General features: G+C 58.8%; 16 protein-coding genes and 2 pseudogenes. 11 read left to right on the top strand and 7 right to left on the bottom strand.

Features of this window, described 5'->3' with window-relative positions; all coding sequences use genetic code 11:
- From JMY24_RS34720 to glcD, 5 genes are all read right to left on the bottom strand, one after another.
- A partial coding sequence (locus JMY24_RS34720) for a thiamine pyrophosphate-binding protein (RefSeq protein ID WP_268960841.1) occupies nt 1–582 on the bottom strand: 582 nt, incomplete at its 3' end.
- Nucleotides 583–1,098: 516 nt separating this feature from the next.
- Entirely contained in the window at nt 1,099–2,739 is a 1,641-nt protein-coding gene (locus tag JMY24_RS34715) for an L-lactate permease (RefSeq protein ID WP_128597803.1), read from the bottom strand.
- 319 nt (nt 2,740–3,058) lie between these two features.
- On the bottom strand, nt 3,059–4,285 hold the full coding sequence (glcF, locus tag JMY24_RS34710; RefSeq protein ID WP_128597802.1) for a glycolate oxidase subunit GlcF: 1,227 nt from the start codon (nt 4,283–4,285) through the stop codon (nt 3,059–3,061).
- 23 nt (nt 4,286–4,308) lie between these two features.
- Nucleotides 4,309–5,373 carry a glycolate oxidase subunit GlcE gene (gene glcE / locus JMY24_RS34705; RefSeq protein WP_201703765.1) on the bottom strand — a complete coding sequence of 355 codons (1,065 nt, stop codon included), beginning with the start codon at nt 5,371–5,373 and terminating at the stop codon, nt 4,309–4,311.
- Nucleotides 5,373–6,872 carry a glycolate oxidase subunit GlcD gene (gene glcD, locus JMY24_RS34700; protein WP_128597801.1) on the bottom strand — a complete coding sequence of 500 codons (1,500 nt, stop codon included), beginning with the start codon at nt 6,870–6,872 and terminating at the stop codon, nt 5,373–5,375. Before glcD ends, glcE begins: the two co-directional genes overlap by 1 nt.
- Nucleotides 6,873–7,246: 374 nt before the next feature.
- Between glcD and JMY24_RS39750 the strand changes: the two genes are divergently transcribed.
- The 5 genes from JMY24_RS39750 (at nt 7,247) to JMY24_RS34675 (ending at nt 13,038) form a co-directional block, all read left to right on the top strand.
- Complete coding sequence (locus tag JMY24_RS39750; RefSeq protein WP_413231294.1) at nt 7,247–7,852, top strand: winged helix-turn-helix transcriptional regulator; 606 nt, start codon at nt 7,247–7,249, stop codon at nt 7,850–7,852.
- Nucleotides 7,853–7,943: 91 nt separating this feature from the next.
- Nucleotides 7,944–8,678 (top strand): FadR/GntR family transcriptional regulator, encoded by a 735-nt coding sequence (locus JMY24_RS34690; RefSeq protein ID WP_164853800.1) that lies wholly within the window; start codon nt 7,944–7,946, stop codon nt 8,676–8,678.
- Nucleotides 8,679–8,790: 112 nt separating this feature from the next.
- Entirely contained in the window at nt 8,791–9,075 is a 285-nt protein-coding gene (locus JMY24_RS39745) for a helix-turn-helix domain-containing protein (protein WP_413231295.1), read from the top strand.
- 1,200 nt (nt 9,076–10,275) lie between these two features.
- The gene (locus JMY24_RS34680; RefSeq protein WP_201703761.1) at nt 10,276–11,091 is read left to right on the top strand and encodes a YoaK family protein; all 816 of its coding nucleotides are present in this window, start codon (nt 10,276–10,278) and stop codon (nt 11,089–11,091) included.
- 54 nt (nt 11,092–11,145) lie between these two features.
- Complete coding sequence (locus JMY24_RS34675; protein ID WP_128597796.1) at nt 11,146–13,038, top strand: peptidoglycan D,D-transpeptidase FtsI family protein; 1,893 nt, start codon at nt 11,146–11,148, stop codon at nt 13,036–13,038.
- 401 nt (nt 13,039–13,439) lie between these two features.
- Here the strand turns inward: JMY24_RS34675 and JMY24_RS34670 are convergent, their stop codons facing one another.
- Nucleotides 13,440–14,384 carry a cupin domain-containing protein gene (locus JMY24_RS34670; protein WP_201703759.1) on the bottom strand — a complete coding sequence of 315 codons (945 nt, stop codon included), beginning with the start codon at nt 14,382–14,384 and terminating at the stop codon, nt 13,440–13,442.
- A 322-nt stretch (nt 14,385–14,706) separates the two neighbouring features.
- Here JMY24_RS34670 and JMY24_RS34665 point away from each other — a divergent pair, with 322 nt between their 5' ends.
- The 6 genes and pseudogenes from JMY24_RS34665 to JMY24_RS34640 all read left to right on the top strand — a co-directional run bounded on the left by JMY24_RS34665 (nt 14,707) and on the right by JMY24_RS34640 (nt 22,075).
- Entirely contained in the window at nt 14,707–16,815 is a 2,109-nt protein-coding gene (locus JMY24_RS34665) for an FUSC family protein (protein ID WP_201703757.1), read from the top strand.
- A gap of 266 nt (nt 16,816–17,081) precedes the next feature.
- The gene (locus JMY24_RS34660) at nt 17,082–18,008 is read left to right on the top strand and encodes a LysR family transcriptional regulator (protein ID WP_128597793.1); all 927 of its coding nucleotides are present in this window, start codon (nt 17,082–17,084) and stop codon (nt 18,006–18,008) included.
- A gap of 696 nt (nt 18,009–18,704) precedes the next feature.
- Nucleotides 18,705–18,857: pseudogene (locus tag JMY24_RS39470) on the top strand (rubredoxin); the annotation flags it as partial.
- A gap of 76 nt (nt 18,858–18,933) precedes the next feature.
- Nucleotides 18,934–19,950, top strand: coding sequence for a YncE family protein (locus tag JMY24_RS34650; RefSeq protein WP_128597791.1), 1,017 nt, complete (start codon nt 18,934–18,936; stop codon nt 19,948–19,950).
- A 37-nt stretch (nt 19,951–19,987) separates the two neighbouring features.
- Nucleotides 19,988–20,923, top strand: coding sequence for a sterol desaturase family protein (locus tag JMY24_RS34645; RefSeq protein WP_236597666.1), 936 nt, complete (start codon nt 19,988–19,990; stop codon nt 20,921–20,923).
- 231 nt (nt 20,924–21,154) lie between these two features.
- Nucleotides 21,155–22,075: pseudogene (locus JMY24_RS34640) on the top strand (bestrophin family protein).
- A 196-nt stretch (nt 22,076–22,271) separates the two neighbouring features.
- On the opposite strand, the gene JMY24_RS34635 reads toward JMY24_RS34640, so the two are convergent.
- Nucleotides 22,272–23,696: an aminotransferase-like domain-containing protein gene (locus tag JMY24_RS34635; protein ID WP_128597789.1), complete on the bottom strand. Its 1,425-nt coding sequence runs from the start codon at nt 23,694–23,696 to the stop codon at nt 22,272–22,274.
- Between the last annotated feature and the right edge of the window lie 153 nt (nt 23,697–23,849).

Here is a 23,849-nt window from a genome sequence, read left to right as displayed (position 1 = left end):
TTCGATCTGCTTGCGCGTTGCCTTCGGCTTGTAGACCGGCAGCGGTTCGTACGTATCGATGTCGAATTCGATTTCGGCGACCTGCACGTCGATCGGCAAGTCGACCAGCACCGGTCCCGGGCGGCCCGAGCGCATCAGATGGAAAGCCTGCTGGAACACGCGCGGCACGAGCGCCGGCTCGCGCACGGTCACGGCCCACTTGGTGACGGGCTTCGCAATCGATTCGATGTCGACGGCCTGGAAGTCTTCTTTGTACAGGCGGGCGCGCGGCGCTTGTCCCGTGATAGCCAGAATAGGGATCGAGTCGGCCTGAGCGGAATACAAGCCGGTGATCATGTCGGTGCCGGCAGGGCCCGACGTGCCGATGCACACGCCGATATTGCCGGGCTGCGCGCGGGTATAACCTTCGGCCATGTGCGAAGCGCCCTCGACATGGCGCGCGAGCACGTGGCTGATGTTGCCCGCGCGGCGCATCGCCGAGTAGAACGGGTTGATCGCGGCGCCCGGCACACCGAACGCTGCATCGATTCCTTCTTTCGCCAACACTAAAACAGCTGCGTCAACCGCTCTCATCCTTGCCATGATCGTATCCTTCAGTTATTTCGGTGACGAACTCCGCCTCATCGATACTTTATTACTACGCTTTAGTTCGCATAAGGCCAGTAAGAATCGCATGAGTCGGTATCAAATGTATTGAATCGATCTAAGGTCAGAGAAAGGTTCAGTCCGGTCTCAAGTAGCTGATGTCCTCGTCAACGTGGATCAACCGCGCTTGAAACGTGACGATTGCGACCTCAAAAATCGCATTCCAGGCGGACGCCGCCCCAACGGACCGATGGCGCTTGAACGTTTCGGAGTCGCTGTCAACGATTGCTGACGACTCTGTGGGCTGGCCGCGCGAGATCGAATAGGTGGCGACGAGTGTCGGACGTCCGGCCTGGCAATCGCCAACCTTCGGCTTTGACATGCGGATGCACGGGAAGAGAACGGCATACCCGAAGTATGGCAATGCCATTCACTACCAATCACACGTCAGCCGCATCGCACACAGCCACTCCTGCGGGCGGGCGCAAAGCCAACCGTCCGGGCGATACCAGGTCAATGATGCAGAGTCGGGATCATCCACGACAGCACGTGCTGTTGCAGAATCACGAGCAGACCGAGAAGGAACGTCAGAAATATGCTATGCCAGAAGGTACGTGCGAAAACGATGCCTTCCTTTCCCTTCAATTCCGTCGTTGAAACGCCAGTCGCGATGTTTTGCGGCGAAATCATCTTCCCCATTACCCCGCCCGACGAGTTGGTTGCCGCCATCAAGATTGGATCAAACCCCAGTTGCCGGGCCGCCACAACCTGCAAGTTGCCAAACAGCGCATTGCCCGACGTATCGCTTCCCGAGAGAAACACCGCTATCCAGCCGAGCGACGCTGATACCAACGGAAAAAATGCTCCCGTCGAGGCCACACCCAGGCCTAAGGTGTAGCTCATCCCCGAATAGTTGAGCAGATACGCCAGGCCTACAATCATCATTACGGTTGCTATGGCAATCCGCGTCTGTCGCCACGTTTTGACCACGCAACCGAAGAAGTCACCCACACCAGTTCGGGTCCAAAGGGTCGTGATGATTGCCGCCAGAAGAATTGCTGTCCCGGTCCCCATCGGCTGGAAATCCCAGACCGCCGCATAAGGCTTGTTATAGAGCGTGACAAAGACGGCGTTGTGCAAGCCCGGCCACTGAACTTTGAGGTCGCCAATGGTAGCGATCTGTGCATGAACCCAAACGATGACCACTACAGAGACCACGATCCAAGGCATCCAACCACCGTAGCCGATGCGTTTGCTACCGGTCACGATTTCCGCAGACCGGACTACTGCAAACGCGGGGTCTGGCTCCGGCTTCCAAACCTTGAGGAACGCGATCGTCACGATTAACGAGGTCAGCGAGGAGAGCACGTCGGTGAGTTGATAGCCCAAATAATTTGAAGTTATGAACTGCGTGAAAGCGAAACTTCCACCTGATACGACAAGAGCTGGCCACAACTTTCCGATCGAACGGATGCCACCATACATTGCAACGACATAGAACGGCAGGAGGAATGCGAAGAACGGCAGTTGTCGACCGACCATGGCAGCAAGCGTGTTCGGCGGGAGCGACGTCACCGCGCCGAGCACCGTGATCGGTACCCCAAGTGCACCAAAAGCCACCGGAGCCGTATTGAAAATCAGGGCGTAAGTAAGAGCCTCAAGCGTTGGGAAGCCCAGTCCGACGAGCAGCGCGCTGGTAATTGCGACTGGAGTACCGAATCCTGAAATACCCTCAAGCAAACAGCCGAATGAAAAGGCGACAACAAGCAGGACAAGGCGTCTGTCGTCAGGTAAGTGATCTAGCATCCACTGACGAAACTGATCAAAACGCCCGGACTTAACCGCAATGTTGTAAAGCAGCAGAGCGGTGAACACGATCCACATAACAGGGAGTAGCGCGAGAGCCATGCCGGCAGCAACCGAGTTAAAAGCAAGACCGGCAGGCATGCCCCAGATTGCTATGGCGATAACTAGTCCAGTGATCAGGCCTGCGATGGAGGCCTGCCAGGCAGGACGACGCAGAATGCCAAGCATTACAAGTGCAACGACAATCGGTATCGCGGCTACCACGAACGATAGAAGCAATGAGTTGCTCACAGGGGTAAGCGGCTGCGTATAAATCGCACCTGCTGATAACGGAATTGCTGGATTCATTCTGCCTCCTGTGCCCGATCATTTCGGACAGCTATTGATTTATGAACGAGTTCGACGGCAAAAGTGCCGTCGCCTAGAGTACGTAGGACGCGACACACGAAGCCGCCTCGATCGAATGGGTAACGACACCTTCTGTCAGACCGCACTTCGGCGTATCCTCGCCCGTCGGAATTCAGGACAAGCTAAGCCGAAATACTTGCGCACAGGTTCGCCCGTCTGCGCGTGGAGCAGATTTAAGTCCTGGAAGAGCGTTGGCGCCCGCCTTTGAGACTGCGACACCAATTGCGATTGCGGCTCAAACTCCGCGTCCGATGGGCGCTCACGCGCGCTCCGAAAGCGACTCCTCAACGAGTTCGATCCAGTGACGAACCGGGGTCCGGCTTGCACCGTTCAGATGCGTCTGGCAACCGATGTTGGCGGTGACGATGGTATCCGGCTTACCGCTCTCGAGTGCGTTAAGCTTGTTTTCGCGAAGCTTGTCTGCCAATACGGGCTGAGTAATCGAATATGTACCAGCCGAGCCACAGCACAGGTGAGCGTCTGGGACTGCTGTGAGATCGAAGCCGAGTTGCTGAAGAATACGTTCAACGGCTCCCCCCAGCTTCTGAGCGTGCTGCAAGGTACACGGGCAGTGAAACGCGACGCGCTGGGTTGCCCCATCTTTCAACTCGATCAACGGCTCTGCCGCCAGGATTTCAGCAAGATCACGGGCGAGCGCGCTGACGCGTTCCGCCTTGTGAGCGTACGTTTGATCGCGCTGCAGCAGTTCACCGTACTCTTTGACGAATGCACCGCATCCGCTCGCCGATATTACGATTGCTTCGGCGCCCGCTTCGATTGCGGGCCACCATGCATCGATATTCCGTCTTGCACGCTCAAGTCCAGCTGTGTGAGCCCCGAAGTGATAATCAGTTGCGCCACAGCAACCAGCCTCCTTAGCAGGGGAAACGCTAATACCAAGTCTGTCCAGCACGCGTGCAGCCGCTGCGTTCGTGTTCGGCGACAGCGAGGGTTGCACACAGCCTTCGAGCATCAGCATACGACGCTGATGCTGAGATGGTGGCCGGGGTTTCGCTGCGACTTGGCGAGCCGGAATTTTCTGCTTCACTGAAGCTGGCAACAGCGGCCGCAGTGCCCGCCCCGCCTTGAGCGCAGTAGCAAACACTCTTGCGCGAGGTACTACATGGCGCAACGCAGCGCGAAGCAACCTTTCGGTTGTTGGCCGCGCAACGCGACGCTCGACCTCCGCACGGCCGATATCAAGAAGCTTGTGGTACTGCACTCCCGACGGACACGTGGTTTCGCAGTTTCGGCAACTGAGGCATCGGTCGAGATGAAGCTGCGTCTCCGCAGTGACAGGCTCCCCCTCGAGCACCTGTTTGATCAAATATATGCGCCCGCGCGGACCGTCGAGTTCATTACCAAGCAACTGATAGGTCGGACACGTTGCATTGCAGAACCCGCAATGTACGCAGGAGCGGAGAATGCCCGCCGCTTCATCTGCGCGCTCGAGCTTCTTTGCTTCTTCGCTGAGATTCGTTTGCATCGGATTACTCGCCTGGCAGTCGTTCAGATTTCCGCGTACATGCGGCCCGGATTAATGATGCCGTGGGGATCTAGCTGCAGCTTCAACTGACGGTGGTACTGCAGCAAGGGCGCAGGTAGCGGGTGAAACGGCTCGTTTGTCTCATGCGAACGGAATGCGGTCGCATGTCCACCATGGCTTTGGGCGATCTGGCGCAGTTCATCTGCTGGCGCTGAAGTGGTGAGCCAGCGTTGAGCGCCCCCCCAGTCCAGCAAGCTATCGCCCGGCAAATCGATGACGGGAGCGGTCAGAGGCAGCGAGATTCTCCACAACGAATCCCGCCCGTCAAAGAACGGAAGACGAAATTCACGCAACGCCGTCCAGAAGGTGCCGTCAGCCTCCTCACCACGAATGAGCTCGCGTGCTGCCCGAACGGAGCCATTGCCCCCTTCGAGACGAAGGTGAAGCATGTTCGACGTATAGCACGCGCCGGCGATGGGCAGCCCCGAACGTCGCCACTCGACAAGCCTGGAAAGTGCACTCGCGACGTCGGTCTCAAGTTCCAGGTGAACTGTCGCGCGCGGCTTCGGCAGGACTTTCAGAGATACTTCCGTGATCAACCCGAGGCAGCCGTAGCTTCCTGTGAGCAAGCGTGAAACGTCATAGCCCGCGACGTTCTTCATCACTTCGCCACCAAAACGCATATGCTTACCGTTGCCAGTGATCGCGCGACAGCCCAAGACGAAATCACGCACCGACCCGGCCCATGGACGGCGCGGACCAGACAAACCAGTTGCCACCATCCCACCAACCGTCGCAGCCTCCCCAAACGCTGGCGGCTCGCACGGAAGCATTTGACCGGCAGCATCCAGCACGGCATTCAGTTCAGCGACAGGAGTGCCCGCCCGGGCGGTAATCACCAGTTCGGTTGGATCGTAGCTGACGATACCTCTGTGCTCGCGGGTGTCGAGAGGTGCTGCATCGACTACACGTCCCAACGCCAATTTGCTGTCACCGCCGCGGATCCGAAGTGGTGTCCGCGTGCGGACGGCCTGCATCACTTGCTCAATGAGTTGCGCGCTGTTGTCGGGGTTCATATCGCGGCGCATCAGAAGCGCTCCAGTTCGGGGAAAGGAAGTTGCCCGTGATGCACGTGCATTGAACCAAACTCGGCACAGCGGTGCAGCGTGGGTATATTTTTGCCCGGGTTCAGCAAACCGTTCGGATCAAACGCCGCCTTGACCGCGTGGAATACGAGCAATTCGTCGGTATTGAATTGCGCGCACATCTGATTGATCTTCTCGCGACCTACGCCGTGCTCACCCGTGATGCTGCCGCCCACTTCTACGCACAGTTCAAGGATTCGCGCACCGATCGCTTCCGCTCTATCCATCTCGCCTGGGACGTTTGCGTCAAAAAGAATGAGCGGATGCATATTGCCGTCGCCCGCGTGAAATACGTTCGCAACGCGCAGCCCATATTCGATGGACAAGTCAGCAATTCCTTTTAGGATGCGAGGCAACTGCCGGCGCGGGATAGTGCCATCCATGCAGTAATAATCCGGAGAAATTCGACCGACAGCGGGGAAGGCATTCTTACGTCCCGCCCAGAATTTTTGACGCTCCGCTTCGCCCTTCGCGAGACGCACATCCGTTGCACCCGCCATACGCAAGATCGCATTGACGCGCTCCAGGTCCTCCTGGACGTCCGAGTCAGATCCGTCAAGTTCGCATAGAAGGATTGCTTCTGCCTCGACCGGGTAGCCAGCCCGAATAAAGTCCTCGGCAGCCCGGATGGCGAGGTTGTCCATCATTTCAAGACCCCCGGGAATAATTCCATCGCCGATAATCTTTGCCACTGCGGCACCGGCGCGTTCGACATCGTCAAAGCTCGCGAGCAACACCTTCGCGCTTTGCGGCTTCGGAAGCAGCTTGACCGTAACCTCAGTGACGATGCCCAGCATTCCTTCCGAGCCCGTAAAGAGCGCCAGCAGATCAAATCCAGCGCTATCCAGGGCCTCGGAGCCCAACGTCAGCCGCTCACCGTCGATCGTCAAAATCTCCACTTTCAGTATGTTGTGAACGGTCAGACCGTATTTGAGACAGTGCACGCCGCCAGCGTTCTCGGCCACATTGCCGCCAATCGAACATGCGATCTGGGATGACGGGTCGGGAGCGTAGTAAAGGCCGTACGGCGCCGCTGCCTGTGAAATTGCAAGATTGCGGACGCCCGGCTGCACCCGCGCCGTACAAGCATCTACGTCCAATTCGATGATCTTGTTGAAGCGGGCCATCACGAGCAATATCCCCTTCTCAAGAGGCATCGCACCTCCCGAAAGTCCCGTGCCCGCTCCCCGGGCAACTATCGGTATCCGGCGCCGGGCAGCGTACTTCAACAAGCGCTCAACCTGCTCAATCTTGTCGGGCAGAACAACAAGCATTGGAGCGCATCGATACGCTGAAAGCCCGTCGCATTCAAAGGGCCGCATGCCTTCTTTGGAATCCAGCAACTCCATGTCCGGCAGGAGGGTCCGGATCTCCCTTACAAGCGTGTCCCTGTCGTGCGACGGAAGAACACCGTCGATCACTTCGTCGTAGAGGTAGCTCATTGACCGTACCCCGCCGTCGTTGCTTGATACCAGGCGGCGCAAGTACCCGGAGCGCGGACGGGAGGCTCAACCGGCCTGACGAGCGGATGATGGAATTCCTGTGACATTTCGTCTCCTTCACATTGCAGCCCTCGCATGGCGCGCGCAGAGCTTCGACCTTATGGTTCTGTCCCGGTCTTCTGGCCGACTGGTCGACCACTCGACCAGACCGATCGTAATCGCCTGCATCGGCCGTGGAAACGAGTGAAAACCCTGAACGGCACTCCTTGCCGGAAATGAAAGCAGCGACCTGAACGGCGGATTTGCATGTCAGGCGGCCGTCGCAACGAATGGCTGCGTAAAAAGCACCAGGAAATTAACCACCAAAACTCGAGATGACCCGAAGGCGCTCCGCAAAAGCCTGGTGCTTGATTTCCCTTACCGCACCCAGCCAGGTCGCCGCCGGTCGATACCACGGGTGGTCTCGACGGATTAATTGCTCCGTCACTCGGAGCATTGACGAACGACCACGCTGCCTTTACAGTTCCCAGAATGATCGAATCTCCCTACGGGACCATACTGCCCTTATGGTTACTGACTCGCACCGAGGTCCGAAGAGCTCGTATATCGGCACCACTTCTGAGCAGGACACATTGGCGCGCGATGTTCTTGAACGCGTTACCTCGAAATGGCCGCTGAAAGTACTTCAGGTGGTCGCCGAAACAGAGCAACCACTACGATTCTCAAGGGTTCTCGCGCACGTCGACGGTATAAGCCACAAGATGTTGTCCCAAACCTTACGAACGTTAGAGAAGGAAGGACTGGTCACGCGCACTGTATTCGCGCAGGTTCCTCCACGCGTCGAATATGAATCAACCAGGCTCGGCCGCGATTTGCTCGGCGAAATCATCCCGGTTTGTCGCTGGATTGCGGCCCGGGAATTGGCGTTTGTAGCAGCGAGGGCAGCGTTCAGTTGCCCGACGAAATCAAGAGAAAGTTAAAGCGTTGATCGCATTCACGACCGGAATTTCCCGCATGGATCACGCGGGAAGTCGAACTAAAAAATGTAGAGACGCGAAGGAGCCGGCGCAGATGTCTTTCTCCCCAATCACCCCACCGCCCAGATTCCGCCTGTCCGACGCCGTCTGCGATCAGCTCGAACAGCTGATCGTTGACGGGACACTGCGAGCTGGAGAATCGCTGCCATCGGAGCGTGACTTGGCGCAACGTCTGAACGTATCTCGCCCGTCGTTGCGAGAAGCATTGCTCCGACTGGAAGGTAGCAAACTGATTCAATCCAAGGTGGGAGGCGGATATGTCGTCGCAAACTCCAGCTCGCCCCTCATCGCGGACCCGTTGGCGCACTTGATAGCGCGCCACCGCAAGGCGGCGGGAGATATTCTAGAAATGCGTGAAGGGCTGGAAGCCGTGACAGTCGAGTTGGCAGCCACACGCGCGACGAAATCCGACATCCGGCACGTCAAAGACGCGTTAAACGCCCTCGAATCGGCGTTTACCAAGGAGAACCCATACGCCGTGCACGCTGGGCAAACATCTCTGCCGCTACTTGATGCCGCTTTCCATTTGCGAATTGCCGAGGCTACCCACAACATCGTCCTCGTTCATGTGATGCACGGCCTGTACAACCTCGTACAGAAATCAATTGAAGAAACCTACTCAACATTCGAGAAAAGAGACGCAGACCTGTCGCATCTGATGGAACAGCATCGGCATATCTGCGACGCTATCGAGCGTCACGACCCGATTGCCGCACGCAACGCGCTAGTCACCCATCTTGGCTTTATCCGCGAAAATGCTTCCCGCTAGAAAAAGCGTTATCCGACGCACCGGCCGGAGGACCGCCGAAAAGCATCCGCCGAAGTATTCGGAAGGATGCTGACGCGCAAATAGGCAATAGCCCGAACGAAATCTGACAGTGATGGATTTCTCGTGTTGCCCGGTGGACGCGGAGAACGTGGTCCGAAGCACTGCGCGTGCGGCGAACCGCAAGGAGTCCATCACGACCCAGGAACGGGAAGTCATCTGCCAAGGCCGGCACACTCGAGCTCGCGCGGTACGCAATGTCAGTCGGGCCTGCCGGGTAATGGGCCATTCCCGCGCGAGCTGCTACCGCTCGAAGGCATTGTACGACAAGGGCGGTGAAGCGCCCCTGCAGGAAGTCTCTCAACATCGCCCGCTGCTGAAGAACCGCGTGGATCCGTAGAGTTGCGGGCCCAGTGATCGAACTGGCCCGGGAAATGCCCGCTTACGGGCCAGATCCGTGTCGCCAGAAAGGTGCTCAAACGCCACGCCCGTCAGCGTCTCGCCGCAAGGGGCGCGCGTAGTATCGACTGCGACATGATCTCGAGACCATGAACAGGCGCCTGAAGGCGCTGGAGTCGAAGTCTGCCCATGAAGGGCTCGTGCCGAGCAAACCGCAGCCCCCTCGCTGGAGCGGGCCAAGCTGCAAAGAAAACGCATGGCGAATTCGAATCTGAACCCGCCAGTTACTGCGGCGCTCATGATGCCTGTAATGTCGGCACTCTCGAGGGCGTAGGCCGGTCTGTCAGGAAAACTTCGTCGACACATACCCGAAGCCGGCGTTATGCCAAACTTTGCGACCGCAAGACACCGCTGCCGGCGGCCGACCTGCTCAACGATCACGTCGTGCTGTCCCTCAACGGCTTTGGCATGCCGCTCACCCGCGATCTGACTGACAGTACTGACTACGGCGGAAACCACGAGCATCACGAAGATGATCTCTATTTGGCCCTGGGGAACGTTGATCGCACGCCCACCAAAGCTCGTTCTGCACAGGCCAAGAGCATCGTCGAGCAACTTCACAAGACCATGCTCAACCAGTTCTATCGCATCGGTTCCGCAGGAAGATCTACGACTCGATCGCCGCCCTGCAGACCAATCTCGACGCGTGGCTTGACGTACAAAAATGAGCGCGAACATCAAGGGCGATGGTACTACGGCAAGACACCTATGCGTACCTTCCTCGGCTTACTGGATTTGCCTGGGAGAACTGATTCCTCACGGAATCGCCTTCCTTTGTTCGCTTCCCCGACTACCTGTGCGGTCCGGGCCAGGCTAATACACTTAAAACCCGCGCCGACTTCGGCGAGTCTACCCAACGCTGTCCAGTTGAGATCCTCCCGACCACATGCGACTGCAGCAATTCGCCTATCACACACGACGCCGGCGACCGAATGCGAGCCGCAACGTGTTCTGCCTCCCCAAGCGCCATGTCACAAAACCGACGCTGCCATGTTTGATGACCCGGTGACCGGAATGCACTTCTACAGACGGCACGCCGAGGTGGCCCCTTTCCCGCAAATCTGATTTCTCCGCAGAGAGCTTCTTGCGACGTGAGTCACATCGTATCCTTTGCGCGTCTCCGCTGTCACGCTTGATGTACATGAACACAAGCCAAGGCGGAGAACACCGGGTCTCTTCCGAGCATCGCGGATCGATGCGTCAAGAAACCACGCCCAGAAACAAGGATATCCAGCAAATGTCTCTAGACCAAACCGTTCTGTCGTCACGTCAAGAACTGCGTTTGGCCTGGTCACTCGCGGCAGTCGCCGGCGTTCTCAATGCGACGGGCTTTTGTGTCGCAGGTATTTTCTCGGGCAACATGACTGGAAATGTGACGTCATTGGCAGACAGGATCGCCACAGGCGACCCGCGTTCGGGCCTCTCACTCCTCGTGATCATCATGCTCTTCATCGTCGGAGCGACGCTCTCTGCGCTTGTTCTCGAGTTTCGCGGTGCAGGTAACCGGGCGCACACGTGCGCGATCGTCTTCATGACAGAAGCCGTGGCGCTTGTGATTCTCGCAGTTATAGACGTGAAGGTTCACACTGCAAGCAGGCTGGTGCTCGTTTTTGGATTGAGTTTTCTCATGGGTTGCCAGAACGCGGCAGCCGCCGTCGTTTCCAACTTTCGGGTGCGCACCACTCATTTTTCGGGGACATCGACCGATATTGGAGTGAAACTCGGGCTTATCTTCGCTCATGCACTTCAGAGGAACAAGCTGCCTGATCGGGTTGAGCACTTCCAAGAACTGAAAGCTAAAGCGCTGACGATGGCAGCATTTTGCGTCGGTGGCGTCCTAGGTGTGACCTCCTATAGCGTGGCCGGGAAAATGAACCTGCTGATATCCGCACTCGGGATCGTTTTTCTCTCGATCCCGCCGCTCGTCGTTTCGAGGAGCAAGCAGGTGTCGGCGTAGCTTTTTCAATGCCCGTGGCGGCGCCCCAATCACGCGCCCAACTCGAGCGACGTATTGTCGCGTCCAACCTGTAAATTCCGGATTTTCGGTTCTTCTCACTCCGCACACCCGCCCGCTTCTTTCGCGGAATCTGTCATTCGACAGCACACTCAAAGTAATTCCCAGTGTACCGGCGGATCGTCGATCGTTTGGGAAATCACACTCACTAGTTATCAGATGCCGCGAAACGTCACTTTCAATCAAACACCACTCGTAAAGGCAAATGTTTCCCGCGGACGGTCGACGCTGGTGATGATTTTCATGTCGATTGCGTTTGCGTCATGCGCGGTCCGCGCCTTCTGGATTCAGGTTATAGACCGCAAGTTCTACGAAAAGAAAGGCGCTTCGCGAGTTGAACACATCATCGACGTTCGTGCTGAGCGCGGAAAGATAATGGACACGAACGGGATGGTGCTGGCTACAAATGTTCTCGTGAAGTCCATCTGGGTCGACCCTAAGGAAATCCCCGAAGACCTTGAACCTGGGAAACTTGTGATGCTGGCGCGGCTACTCGGCATGCCGGCGCAGCAGATCACCGCACAATTCGACAGGGACAAAACATTCGTCTACCTGAAGCATCAGGTGCCGCTTGGCGAGGCTGACAAAATCAAGTCTCTGGGGATCCCGGGAATCTACCAGACTACGGAGTACAAGCGTCTATACCCGGAAGAGGAAGTCACGGCACAACTGATCGGCTTTACCGGCATCACGGGTGCAGGCGAAGACGGCGTCGAGCTTGCCCAGGACGCGAAGCTTGGTGCCGTGGACGGCACCAAGTTGGTCATTCGCGATAGAGTGGGACACATCGTCGAAGATCTGGGGAACGTGAATGCTGCACGTCCCGGCATCGACGTCCAGCTTGCCCTGAACGGCAGTATCCAGTACAGCGCCTTCAACGCGCTACGCTCAGCCGTCATCAATAGCAACGCACAGGCCGGCTCCGCGGTTGTCGTCGATGGCCATACCGGCGAAATTCTGGCTCTCGCAAATTATCCGAGCTACGACCCTAACGATCGTTCCTTGCTACGAGGGCCTGCGTTGCGTAACCGTGTGGTGACGGATGTATTCGAACCGGGTTCGATAATGAAACCGTTTACGGTCTCACTCGCTCTCGACCTGCGCCGGGTTTCGCCTGATTCGCTCGTAGAGACGAACCGAACGTTCCCCTTGGACGGAGCCACCATCACGGACGACGCAAACTTCGGCACTTTGACTGTTGCTGGGGTTATCCAGAAGTCAAGCAATATCGGCGCAACGAAGATAGCGCTAACGATGAAGCCCGAGGAAATGTGGAAGATGTACACTGCCCTCGGATTCGGACACGCCCCAGACCTCGGGTTTCCCGGCGCTGGTGTCGGCATCGTGAGACCATGGCGAAAGTGGCATCGCATCGAGCAGGCGACGATGTCCTATGGATATGGCGTGTCCGTATCGCTGATCCAGCTCGCACACGCCTACACGGTCTTCGCAAACAACGGCAGGCTCGTGCCGCTCTCGCTGTACAAGACGGACGAAGCGTCTGTCCAAGGTACGCGGATTTTCACAGAGCATACAACGGATGAAGTCAGGGGAATGCTGGAGAGTGTGGTGGCGAAAGGCGGTACTGCTCCTCAGGCCGAAGTCCCTGGATACAGCGTCGGGGGAAAGACAGGTACGGCCTATACTGCCACCCGCCACGGATATGAGAGGAACGCCTACCGCGCATCGTTCGTGGGGGTTATTCCGATCAGAAACCCGAGGCTCGTGATTGCTGTTTCGGTCGACAAGCCCAAAGGCGCGAAGCACTATGGCGGTGACGTTTCAGGACCTGTATTCGCCGAGATTGCGCAGACAGCGATGCGCGTGCTCAACGTCCAGCCGGACGAGCCCGTGTCCAAAGCGGCCCATCAAGAACCGCTCCTGAATTAGCGCGGTGTGAGAAAAAACCCGGGCGCGACGATGCTGCTTAGCTGCCGGTTGCAGGAGAATCTCACGGTCAGACGATATGGAGCAGTTCCTCTCTGGAATCTTGAATTACGAGGGGCCGGCTTCACGGCATAAGGACGACCTTGCGATTGCTTGACGAAACCCGTGTGCAGCAAAAAAGGCGGAAACTTTTGGTCTCCGCCAAACTTTGGGCTCGTTAGCCCCCTCTTGTCGTCAGCTGTTCCGGATGCGTTGCGATGAGCAAGTTCTGCCAACGACACATTGCGTGCCGCGACACTCGGATCCAGAGACCGCATGCGCTGCGTATGTTGCGATGAAACGCTGACCGCCTTGCTCCGTCAAGACACAGAGGCGCAAGCCGGAGCAAAGCACCCGGTGCGCAATCAATGTGCGAACTGGATATCCAGCGAACGCAGATACGTCTGGAGACCCGCGTCCTGGATTGGGATCACGTAGCCGTTTTCCCCCGACTCATTGAAGTGTGCGTGCCAGTAGCCCGGCGGCGTGACGAAAGCCATGCCAGCCTCCCAGTCGACGCGCTCCGGGTTGACGATGTTGCCCTGCTCGTCCAGTTCCGTTCCGACAAGCGTATAGCAACCGGGCTTGCACTCCGAAATGAAGTCGAGCGCGATCGACTGGTGGCGGTGTGGCTTTTGAATCGTGTTCGGCGCAATAACGCCAAACATTGCCCACATGGTGTGGGTCACGGTGCGAGTCTGCGGAAATTTCGCGTTGCCAAGCAGAACGCTTACGCGACTGCGCTGACCAGCGCCCGGTGCTGCAGCGACCTTCAACAGTTCCTCCTCCGCGCGGACTGCGGGGTAAAGCGTCGGCGAGAAGCGCGCTTGCCCGACGTCCACACCCAGATAGGCGAGCAACGGCGCATCGTTGACGTAGTAGAGCCGCGCAGTTGAGTCGGCCGTCAGCACTGCTTCTGCGCCACCGGGAAGCGCAAAAAAATCACCCTTGGCGAACTGGAATGAAGTCTTTGGCTGTACTACGGCGCCCGAGCCTTCCAGGACGTAGAAAACCTGCGAAGTCGCGTTCGGGTTCAATGAAACCTTCTCGCCTGCGAGAATACGCACGAAGTTGGCGATCAGCCCGGGACCGGTAGCGGGGCCCTCGCAACGCAGTTCGGCAGACAGGTCAAGCGGCACGACACGCGTCGGACCGCTGTCGTAAAGCGAGGTGAGGAAAGAGCGATACGGAACTCGGGGAATCAGCTTCGCGCCAATCGGATTGGCCGACGAAGTGTATTCGAAGTATTGAGCATCACGCGTCACTTCATCATTGAGCTCAAGCGTTGAAGCAAGGGTTTTGTCCAGCATGGAACACCTCCAGAAAGTGGACTATTGAAGAACGGCACACTTCTGCGCGTGAGATATCGTGTTGCGCAAAAGGTTGACGTCACTATAGGAGCAAATTTTCGTGGCTAGAATCGCGCGCACCAAAAATCACCTTTGCAAAGAAGGGATAACTTCGGCCCTACTTTTCCCGCAAAATAGGAACCTCGCGATAAACGCGCATCAGTTGGCCGATAACACATAGCCGTCGTCGTTCCGTTGGGCCTGACACCTGCGGCATCTCGTACGCTCGCCTGGTCTTCGCCACGACGTGTGTGCGTCGCCATCAGTGAAGAGGAAGCGTCGCGTGATCCTTTCTATCTTTCGTCGCCTGCCGCATCGAAACCAGGCCTTCTTTCGCAACCTCGCACGTCAACGCCCCGCGTGGATGGTTTCCTTCGCCATCGAGGAAGCAAGCCTGTCCGAGGGCCTCCGGGCAGCTAGCGCGTCGACCGCGATGCTGCTCGTCGGGCAGATTTTGCATAACCCTCTTTTCTCCTGGGCCGCGATCGGCGCGTTCTGGACGTGCCTCGCCGATGCGGCTGGTTCGTCGCGCCGCCGCTTCGCGTCGATGATGGGATTCGCCGTGCTCTCCACCTTGTGTGGCGGCCTGACAGCGCTTGCCTCAGGCGCGGGCGCATTCGCTGCCTGCGCCGCGGTGCTAGCCGTCTCGTTCTGCGCCGGGCTTGCCTCCATCTGGTCGCCCGCCGCCTACCAACTCGCGCTCGTGACGGCGACCACCTGCATCGTCATGGTGGATAGTCCGATGCACAGCGTCAGCGGCGGTGCACCGCTACTCGCTATCTACTTGAGCGGTTGCCTCGTGGCGACCGTCCTCAGCTTTAGCATCTGGCGCATTCACCCGTTCGGACCAAGCCGTTATGCAGTACGGCTCGTGTATCAGCGTCTGTCCGATTCGGCACGCAATATTGCCTTGCTGGCCACTGATTCCGCCGCCACGCGCGGCGATTGGACCCGCCAGGCGACCGAATTTCGTGCAATGGTCCGGCAGTCGCTGGAAGCCGCTCGCAAAGCGCTGATCAGTTTGCCCCAGTCGCGCACAGAAGGACGCCAGCTGCTCGGCGATCTGCAACTTGCCCTTGACGACGCCGACCAGATCCTGGTCACCCTGATCGTCGTCTCAACGGCGGCCGACAATGCGTTGATCGCCGGAAACGCTCCGGGCCGCCTTGGGCGAGACCGCGCAGTACGGTTCGCACGCTGCCTCGGCATGCTCGCAGAAGTGCTTGCCCGCATCGCGTTGGTCCTTGAAAAGCCGCTTTCACCGTTCCCGTATGAACTGCGTGCGCGCCTGCCGACAGTTGCCCGGCGACTCGAACAGGCCGTGGATCATTCGCTCTCCATCCGCCTTCTGTCAGTCAACGCGCAGCACTATCCGCCCGCAGCAACGGAACAGGGCTGGTGGCGCGCTACGCTCGGCACAACGCGCAACGCGCTCAAAACGCTGCGGGCGAACCTTCGCCCCGGTTCGCCCGGCCTGCGCCACGCAGCGCGGCTTTGCCTGGCGACGACGTCCGCGTTCGTCGTCGTGCGAAGCTTTCACATTCCCTTTGGTTATTGGGCAACCATGGCGACACTGTTCGTGCTGCAACCTGCTAGCGGCACGACACTGTCCAGAAGTCTGGAGCGCGCAGCCGGAAGTGCGGCCGGCGCCGCGCTCGCCGCGGTGACCGGGCTTATTGTTCACAGCCCGCTTGCGATCTCGCTCGTCGTCTTCCCGCTGGTGTGCCTTACGATGGGACTACGGCGCGTCAGCTATAGCTTGTATGTCATCTTCCTTACCCCGACGTTCGTGCTGGTCGCCGATCTCGCCAAGCCCGCGAACGAGTTCATGTACGCACTCGACCGACTCGGAAACAACCTGCTCGGCTGTCTGGCCGCAGTGCTCGCTACCTGGATCGTCTGGTCAGCGAAAGGCGGCGAAAGTCTCGGCGACGCCGTTGACCACGCGGTCGAAACCAACCTCGCGTATCTGGCCGCTGCGGCAGGAGTTTCGCATCGATGCGACGTTGAGATCGAGGCACTACGGCGCGCCGCGGGCCTCGCAAGCACGCACGCCGAGGAGATTTATCGACGAAGCTGGCGGAGCCGCACGCCTCAGCGACGCAAGACCGTTGCGACGCTCTCGCTGCTACGGCGGATTCTGGGAACGGCAGCCGTTGTCCGGAACTCGCCCATTCCGGCGGAAGGAAGTGCACCGTTGCGCGATGTTCTCTGCGTCGCTATCGACAAGATCCACGCACAGGCACACATGAGCACCGACACGCCACCAGTTATTCCACGTGACGTTCGGCTGCGTCCCATCGAGTATGAATTGCTGCGCCAGTTGATGGAATTGTGGACACTGCGGCGCACCATCATCGTGAAAGAGAGCGAAGGCGGACCGGTAACCTAGCGGATACGCCAGTCCTTCGGTTGCTTCTCCGGCAAGAATGCCCGGCCCTGTCATTCCCATCGCAGCTCGCGACTTCAACCTTGCGCGGAGCCCAAACCACGCAACCCGCATCCTTGTGTCCGGAGCGCGTTGCCATTCGTACCATCAGCTCACGCCGGTACAGTAGAATGTTTAGCCCCCGAGCGCTTATCCGAGCTGCATGTGTGGCTCGAGAGTGCAGCAGGCATTGGGCAACAACCTCGACTGGCTATCCCGGATAGCGGACCATGGACTACTTCTCTGCAATACGGGCTTTTCTTCATGCGGCGGAGCTCGGAAGTTTCAGCAAGGCGGCAGATAAAGTTGGGATTAAGACGTCTACCGTTTCACGCTATATCAACGAACTGGAACGGGATCTGGGAATCGCGCTGTTCAATCGCTCGACGCGCGGCCTGGTGACCACCGAAGGGGGACGGGTCTTCAGGGAACACGCGCTCATCGTCATCAAGAGCCTGGATGAAGCACGCGAAATCACAGCATCACTCAATACGTCCCCGCGCGGGCTCCTGCGCGTGACGATGCCAACATCGTTTGGGCGCAGACATGTGATACGCCATCTGCCGGATTTCATGGATCGCTACCCCAAAATCGATATCGATGCCGTCGTCACCGACGACGTCCTGAACATCATCGATTCGGGCATCGACCTCGCCATCAGAATTGGTGTTCTGCCGGATTCGCAATTGATGGCGCGGCAACTGGCAGTACATCGAAGGATTGTATGTTCGAGCCCGGCCTATCTGGCCCAGCACGGCACCCCAGCGTCCCCAGAGGAACTTGCAAGCCACACGACGCTACGCATGCCCCTGTCGACAGACGACACATGGTTTTTCGTCAACCGCATGCATCGCACCGTTGCTCAAGAAGTATCTGTGCGACTCCAGGGCCGCTTGCGTGTCAACGATACCGAGGCGGTACTGGATCTCGCCATTGCCGGCCGCGGCATTGCCCTGCTACCCACCTGGGCCATCGGCCCCGCTTTCCGGGAAGGCACGCTGGTGCGGCTCCTTCCTGAGTGGGAAGCACAGCCTACGCGCGCGGCGCCTGCGGTATGGGCCGTCTATCCCCCCAAAAAGACTGTGTCATCAAAGGTACGGGCGTTTGTCGACTTCTACGCAGCGATATTCGGTCAGGAAGGCTACTGGGAAAGCTGAATGGCCTCGGCGATGACCCTTGCGGACTGGCAGGCGCCACCCACGGATCGATCTCCGCGCGCAGCATGACCGCCGCGAACTCGGGCGGCCCTATCCTCAAGAGCGAATGCGCGTGTGCAACCCACTTCGAACGGTCACAGTCGCGTCTGCTGTAGATGCCGACACGGGGGGCCGCACCGGCGCGCGAGACATCCATGGCAGGGACGGTAACGCGAAAACACCAACAAAACAGCTGTTATTCCCTCGCAAACGGGTGTGCAGTTCTTCGCTGCGACACCCCAACGATCCACTGCAAGTACAGTGAGGTCCGGACAAACGCGACTCCCGATGCCCGGCGCACGCATCGCCAGATGCGTAGGCGCCATTGCGGCATGCCCCCTTTCGCAAAGCAGAATTCCCGATCAGGTCCTTCCGCACCATGCTTGCGACAGCTACTGTGCAAGTGACTGCGCAGCACGGCTATTTCTCCCGCTCCGCGAGACCGGGCGAGTTGTGAGAGGAGTTAAAAATGCTCGACGAATCGGAACCTCTAACTCTCGAACTCCTTCGAGAGTTAGAGGTGTGGACATGCGCCTGGTACGACAAAGCCATTGCGGCGAATTTTGTACGCTCGGCGTATCACCCTGATGCGAAGGTCATAAAGCTTCTCCAGGGTTACTACCACGCCGGCCTGTCGCCGGCTGAAGCCGCGGAGGCTTGCTTCGGAAGAAGGCACTGAAGCGGCTCCGTCATCGCCTCTTTATTCATCGTCTGCATTTGCATATACGACGAAGCGGTGGGTTCGCCGAACACGGAATTACGCCTGGCACGCGGCTGGCAGATATTCCCGGAGATTGGCGTTGTCCCTCTGTGGAGTCGGCAAGGAAGACTTGCACTCGGAGCTTTGAGCATCATTGCGCAATTCAATTTCGAAATGCCCTATTCCATGAAGCTTTCACGTCGCGCGCTGCTTGGCAGTGGCCTCGCCGTTCCGCTGGGTCTCGGAATGTCGCCATTTCTCGCCCTTCGTTCGAGCCTCGCCAATGCAGCCTCCCCCGCTATCGCGATTGTGATGAACTCCGGCGAAGCCAGCGTCTCGGTCATCGACATGGCGTCGCGCAAAGTTGTCCGAACCTTGCCGACAATGCGTGAGCCCAGCCACTGGGCGCTTTCACCGGATAGAAGCAGGCTCTATATCGCCGATGCCAGCGGCAATGCGCTGTTCATAGTCGATCCGCGCAACGGCACGTCGCTTGGCCACAAAGTCATTGCCGACCCATATCAGCTCGGCTTTACACCCGATCAACGTTACCTCGTCATCAACGCACTGCGGATCAACTACGTCGACGTGTACCGGTCCCATGACCTGACGCTGGTCAAGCGCTTCTCGCCCGGCGAGATGCCAAGCCATCTGGGCTTTTCGCCGGACTCGCGGTGGAGCTTCAATTCGATGCAGGAGTCTGGCACGCTCGTGTCGTTCGACCTGACGAACATGACGATCCGCTGGAAGTCGGAACTCGGCTCAACGCCCGCCGGCGTGCTTTGGCACAACGGCAAGGTGCTGGTCTGCGTGATGGGCAGCGACCATGTGGCGGAAGTCGACCCAGTAACGGGTAACGTGCTGCGGCGGGTAAAAACCGGTGTCGGTCCACACAATGTCTTCCTCACGCCGGACCGCAGGACGCTTTACGTCACGAACCGTGTCGGAGGCTCGGTGGCAGCGCTCGACTCCGCCACGCTCGAGGTTCGTCGTACATATCCGTTCCACGCTGCGGGGCCTGATGATGTCGCGGTTGGTCCCGACGGCAAGCTATGGGTGACGCTGCGCTTCCGTGAACAGGTCGCCGTGCTCGATCCGGCCAGTGGCAACTACGAAACCATCGACGTGGGGCGCTCGCCGCACGGCATCTTCCTCAGCACTCAAATGAACCGGCCTGGTTTCGTTACAGCTGAAAACCTGTAGGGCGCATATGCTTATATTTCTCGACAGGTGGTTCAGTATGCTGGCTGGTGAAATCGACACGCATCTCATTCTGCCGGTGCTGTATCACTTCGGCTGGATGGAGTGGGAGGAGTTGTCGTTCGATTGGGCGCTTGTCGGCGTCTACGGCCTGTTCGCGGTGATCGTCACGTACGCTGTGTGCTGGCCGCTCGAAGTGTTCTTTCCGATCGAGCGCTGGGAAAACCGGAAAGCCGTGCTGATCGACGCGTTCTATACGATTTTCAACCGGGTCGGCGTATTGCCTGTCTTTAGTTTCCTGCTGTTTTACCAGGTACAGGTATGGGTGTACGGTTTTGTGATCGCGCACGGCTACATACCGCCGACGCTCGAGACGCTTATACCGCCGCTTCTCGGGCATCCGGTCATCACCTTCATTGCGTATGCGTTGATACTCGACTGTACCGACTATTGGCGTCACCGCCTGTCGCATTCATCTCGCAGCGCGTACGCACTTCATGCATTGCACCATGCGCAGCGGCAGATGAGTTTCTGGTCGGATGACCGCAACCATGTGCTCGATGAACTCGTCGCCGGCGTCTGGTTCGGCGCCGTTGGTCTCGCGATCGGCATTCCCCCGCTGCAATTTCCGCTGCTGTTCCTGATTATGCGCTTCATCGAAAGCCTGAGCCATGCGAATATCAAGCTTTCGTTCGGCTGGCTCGGCGACCGGTTGATCGTCTCGCCGCGCTTTCACAGGCTGCATCATGGCCTGCGGGCGGCGGGGCGAAACTCCTGCAATTACAGCGCTGTGTTTCCGATCTGGGACATCGTGTGTCGTACAGCCAATTTTTCTGACCAATACCCGCCTACCGGAGATCGTCGCGCACCCGAATCGATGGCCACGGGCGGCTACCTCGCGCAGCAACTGGGCGGCTTGCAGTTTTTCCTTGAAGAATGGCGACAAGCAGCGAAGGCCGCGCGTTCTCAAAGTTGAACTGCAACACCTTCACTCGTATAAGGTGTTGCCCGCGCGCCTCTGCAGGCACATACGACTCTCTGAACTGTACTCCTAACGAAGCCGCCAAAGTGTATCTTAAGCTCGCAGCCGATCGCACTTAATCTACTGCGATGCACCCGCGAGCGGCAGGCAAACACGTCCTGCACCGTGACTCATCCTCTAAGAGAGTGAAACACCCCTTTTGACTGCCCACACGTTATCTCCGTCATGATCGTCCGCCCGGCGCCCAACTGGTTTCGCATGCTGTTTGTGTGGCACGGATCTGTCCTTAAGGCAATCCTCCCCAAACTGGCGCTGATGACACTCGTGAGCGTGCTGGCCATGTGCACGCACGGCCGGATCTTCGGCGAAAAGGTTCCGTTGAATACGACGCCCTTCACGCTGTGCGGCGTCGCGTTGACGATCTTTCTAGCGTTTCGCAACAGCGCCAGCTATGACCGCTATTGAGAAGCACGCCGCCTTTGGGGCAACGTGCTCATCGCCGCGCGTACGCTCACCTCGCAGGTCCGCCGCTACGTGCCCGGCGACAGCGCCGTGTTCGACAACTCCGCTTTCGTTCGCCTCTTGATCGCATTCGCCTATGCGCTCAAGCATCAACTCCGTCACTCGGACCCGTCAGCCGACTTTGCGGAGCTGCTCGGCACCGCACGGGCCTCGGAGCTTCGCGGCCGCCTCTTCACGCCGATGCTGCTGCTCGACGAAGCGCGTATGCGTCTCGCCGCGCTCAATCGCGCGGGAGTGCTGGCCGACATGCACCTCTGGATGCTCGACAGGCCGCTCGACGAACTCGGCGCGGCCGTCGGCGGATGCGAGCGGATCCATGCGACGCCGATTCCCTTCGCCTACGGCGTTCTGCTCCATCGAACCGTCTACGCCTACTGTGCCCTGCTCCCCTTCGGTCTCGTCGACTCGATTGGCTTTGCGACGCCGCTCGTCTGCGTATTCGTGTCATACACGATGCTCGCGCTGGAAGCCATCGCGAGCGAAATCGCGGACCCCTTCGGCCTCTCGCCGAACAGCTTGGCACTCGATGCCATGACGCGCAACATCGAACGCGCCGTGCTCGAACTGAGCGACGAGGAAGTGCCGCCCGCGATCCAGCCCGGCCCGTGCTACGAGCTTAGCTAACGTCCAGATCCGGAGGACATCTCGTGTCTAGCCCTTTGATGACGAAACCAGCGCGCGCCGTGGCGTGGCGTGGTTCAAACGATGGGCTATCTCCGTTCAGTCGGCGTGGTGAATCCGCACCCCTTTTCTCCGGTGCGATGATGAAGCCGACGGGACCGGCCGCTTTCGGAGGCCTTAGCGTGCCTGGCAGCCTGCTTCAGCGCGCACACGCCGTCGCCAGCTTGCCGACCGTGATGACAGCCTGCTCGATTTCGGTCGACCACGGGCTGCTGTAGTTGAGGCGGATGAAATTCCGGTAGCTGTCCGATACCGAGAACATGTAGCCGGGGCCGATCGTGATGCGTTTTTCGAGCAAAAGCTTGTAGAGCATCATCGAGTCGACCTTCGAAGGTAGCTCGACCCACAGCACGTAGCCTCCCGCCGGGCTCGATATGCGCGTGCCGGCAGGAAAGAAGCGCGTGACCATCGCTCTCATCAGACTCGCCTGCTGCGCGTAGTTCCTGCGCACGCGCCGCAAGTGATGCTCATAGCCGTCGCGCTTGAGATATTCCGCAATCGCCAGTTGTGGAATGACCGGCGTAGTCAGCGTGTTCAGGAATTTCAGCTTCTCTACCTGGTCGCGATAGCGGCCGGGCAGCGCCCAGCCGATGCGGTAAGCCGCTGTGAGACTCTTCGAGAATGACGAGCAGTGCAGCACCATTCCTTTTTCGTCGAACGACTTCAGCGTGCTCGGATGCGCTTTTCCGAAATACAACTCGTTGCAGACGCCGTTTTCGATGATCGGAACATCCGCGCCGGCAAGCAGTTCCACGAGCGCGCGCTTGCGTTCGTCCGGCATCTGAAAACCGAGGGGATTCTGGAAGTTCGGCATCACCATGCAGGCAGCAATCGGCTGCGAGTCGATGATCCGCGCGAGCTCGTCGATGTCGATGCCGTATTCCGGGTGCGTCGCCACCTCGATCGCCTTCATGCCCGAACGCTCGATGGCGTGGAGCATCGCGTAGAAGGTCGGCGATTCGACCGCAATGACGTCACCCGCTTTGGCGACGGCCTGCAGGCACAGATTGATCGCCTCCGTTGCGCCTACCGTCACGATGATCTCGTTCGGATCGACGGTCATGCCGTTCTCGAGGTAGCGCCGGGCAATTTGCCGCAGGAGGTCAGGGCTGCCGGGCGGCAAGCCGTTCGTCACTCCCCACAGCGCCTTGTTGCGGCCGACCGCACACGCATAGCGATTGAGCTTCTCGAACGGAAAGAGTTCGGGATCGGGATAGGGCGAGCCGAGCGGCACGGCGCGGTCGACACTGATCGAGCGCAGCGTCGAGAGCACGAGCCGGCCCACGTCGACGGAAGCAGACACGGCAATCGGTCGTGTCGGGCACAACCCGTCCGCGGAGCGGTCGCCTTCTTGCGCGCGCAGGCTCACAAAGTAGCCTGACTGGGGGCGGCTTTCCAGCATTCCCCGGCTTTCAAGCAGCACATACGCGCGAATCACCGTCGTGATGCTGATGCGGTGCTGCTGGCTCGCCTGTCGAACCGATGGCACCCGGTCGCCGGGCCGATACACGCCTTTACGAATCAGATTCTCGATGTCGTCGGCGAGCCTTTCATAAAGGTTCACAGTCCTGCCCCCCTGAACGCCGCACGCCGCACGCAGCACAGCGCTTCGACTGTGCTGCCACTCGGCGAACTGTACTCTAGCAAGTCGGGGGATTCTGTGCACTCGTGAACGCGGCCTTTGCTTTTACGCTTAAGGCAACCAATCGCGGTGTGC

It is taken from the genome of Paraburkholderia kirstenboschensis (assembly GCF_904848585.1).
Taxonomy (GTDB): Bacteria; Pseudomonadota; Gammaproteobacteria; order Burkholderiales; family Burkholderiaceae; genus Paraburkholderia; species Paraburkholderia kirstenboschensis.
This window is presented reverse-complemented; position numbering and strand designations above follow the sequence as displayed.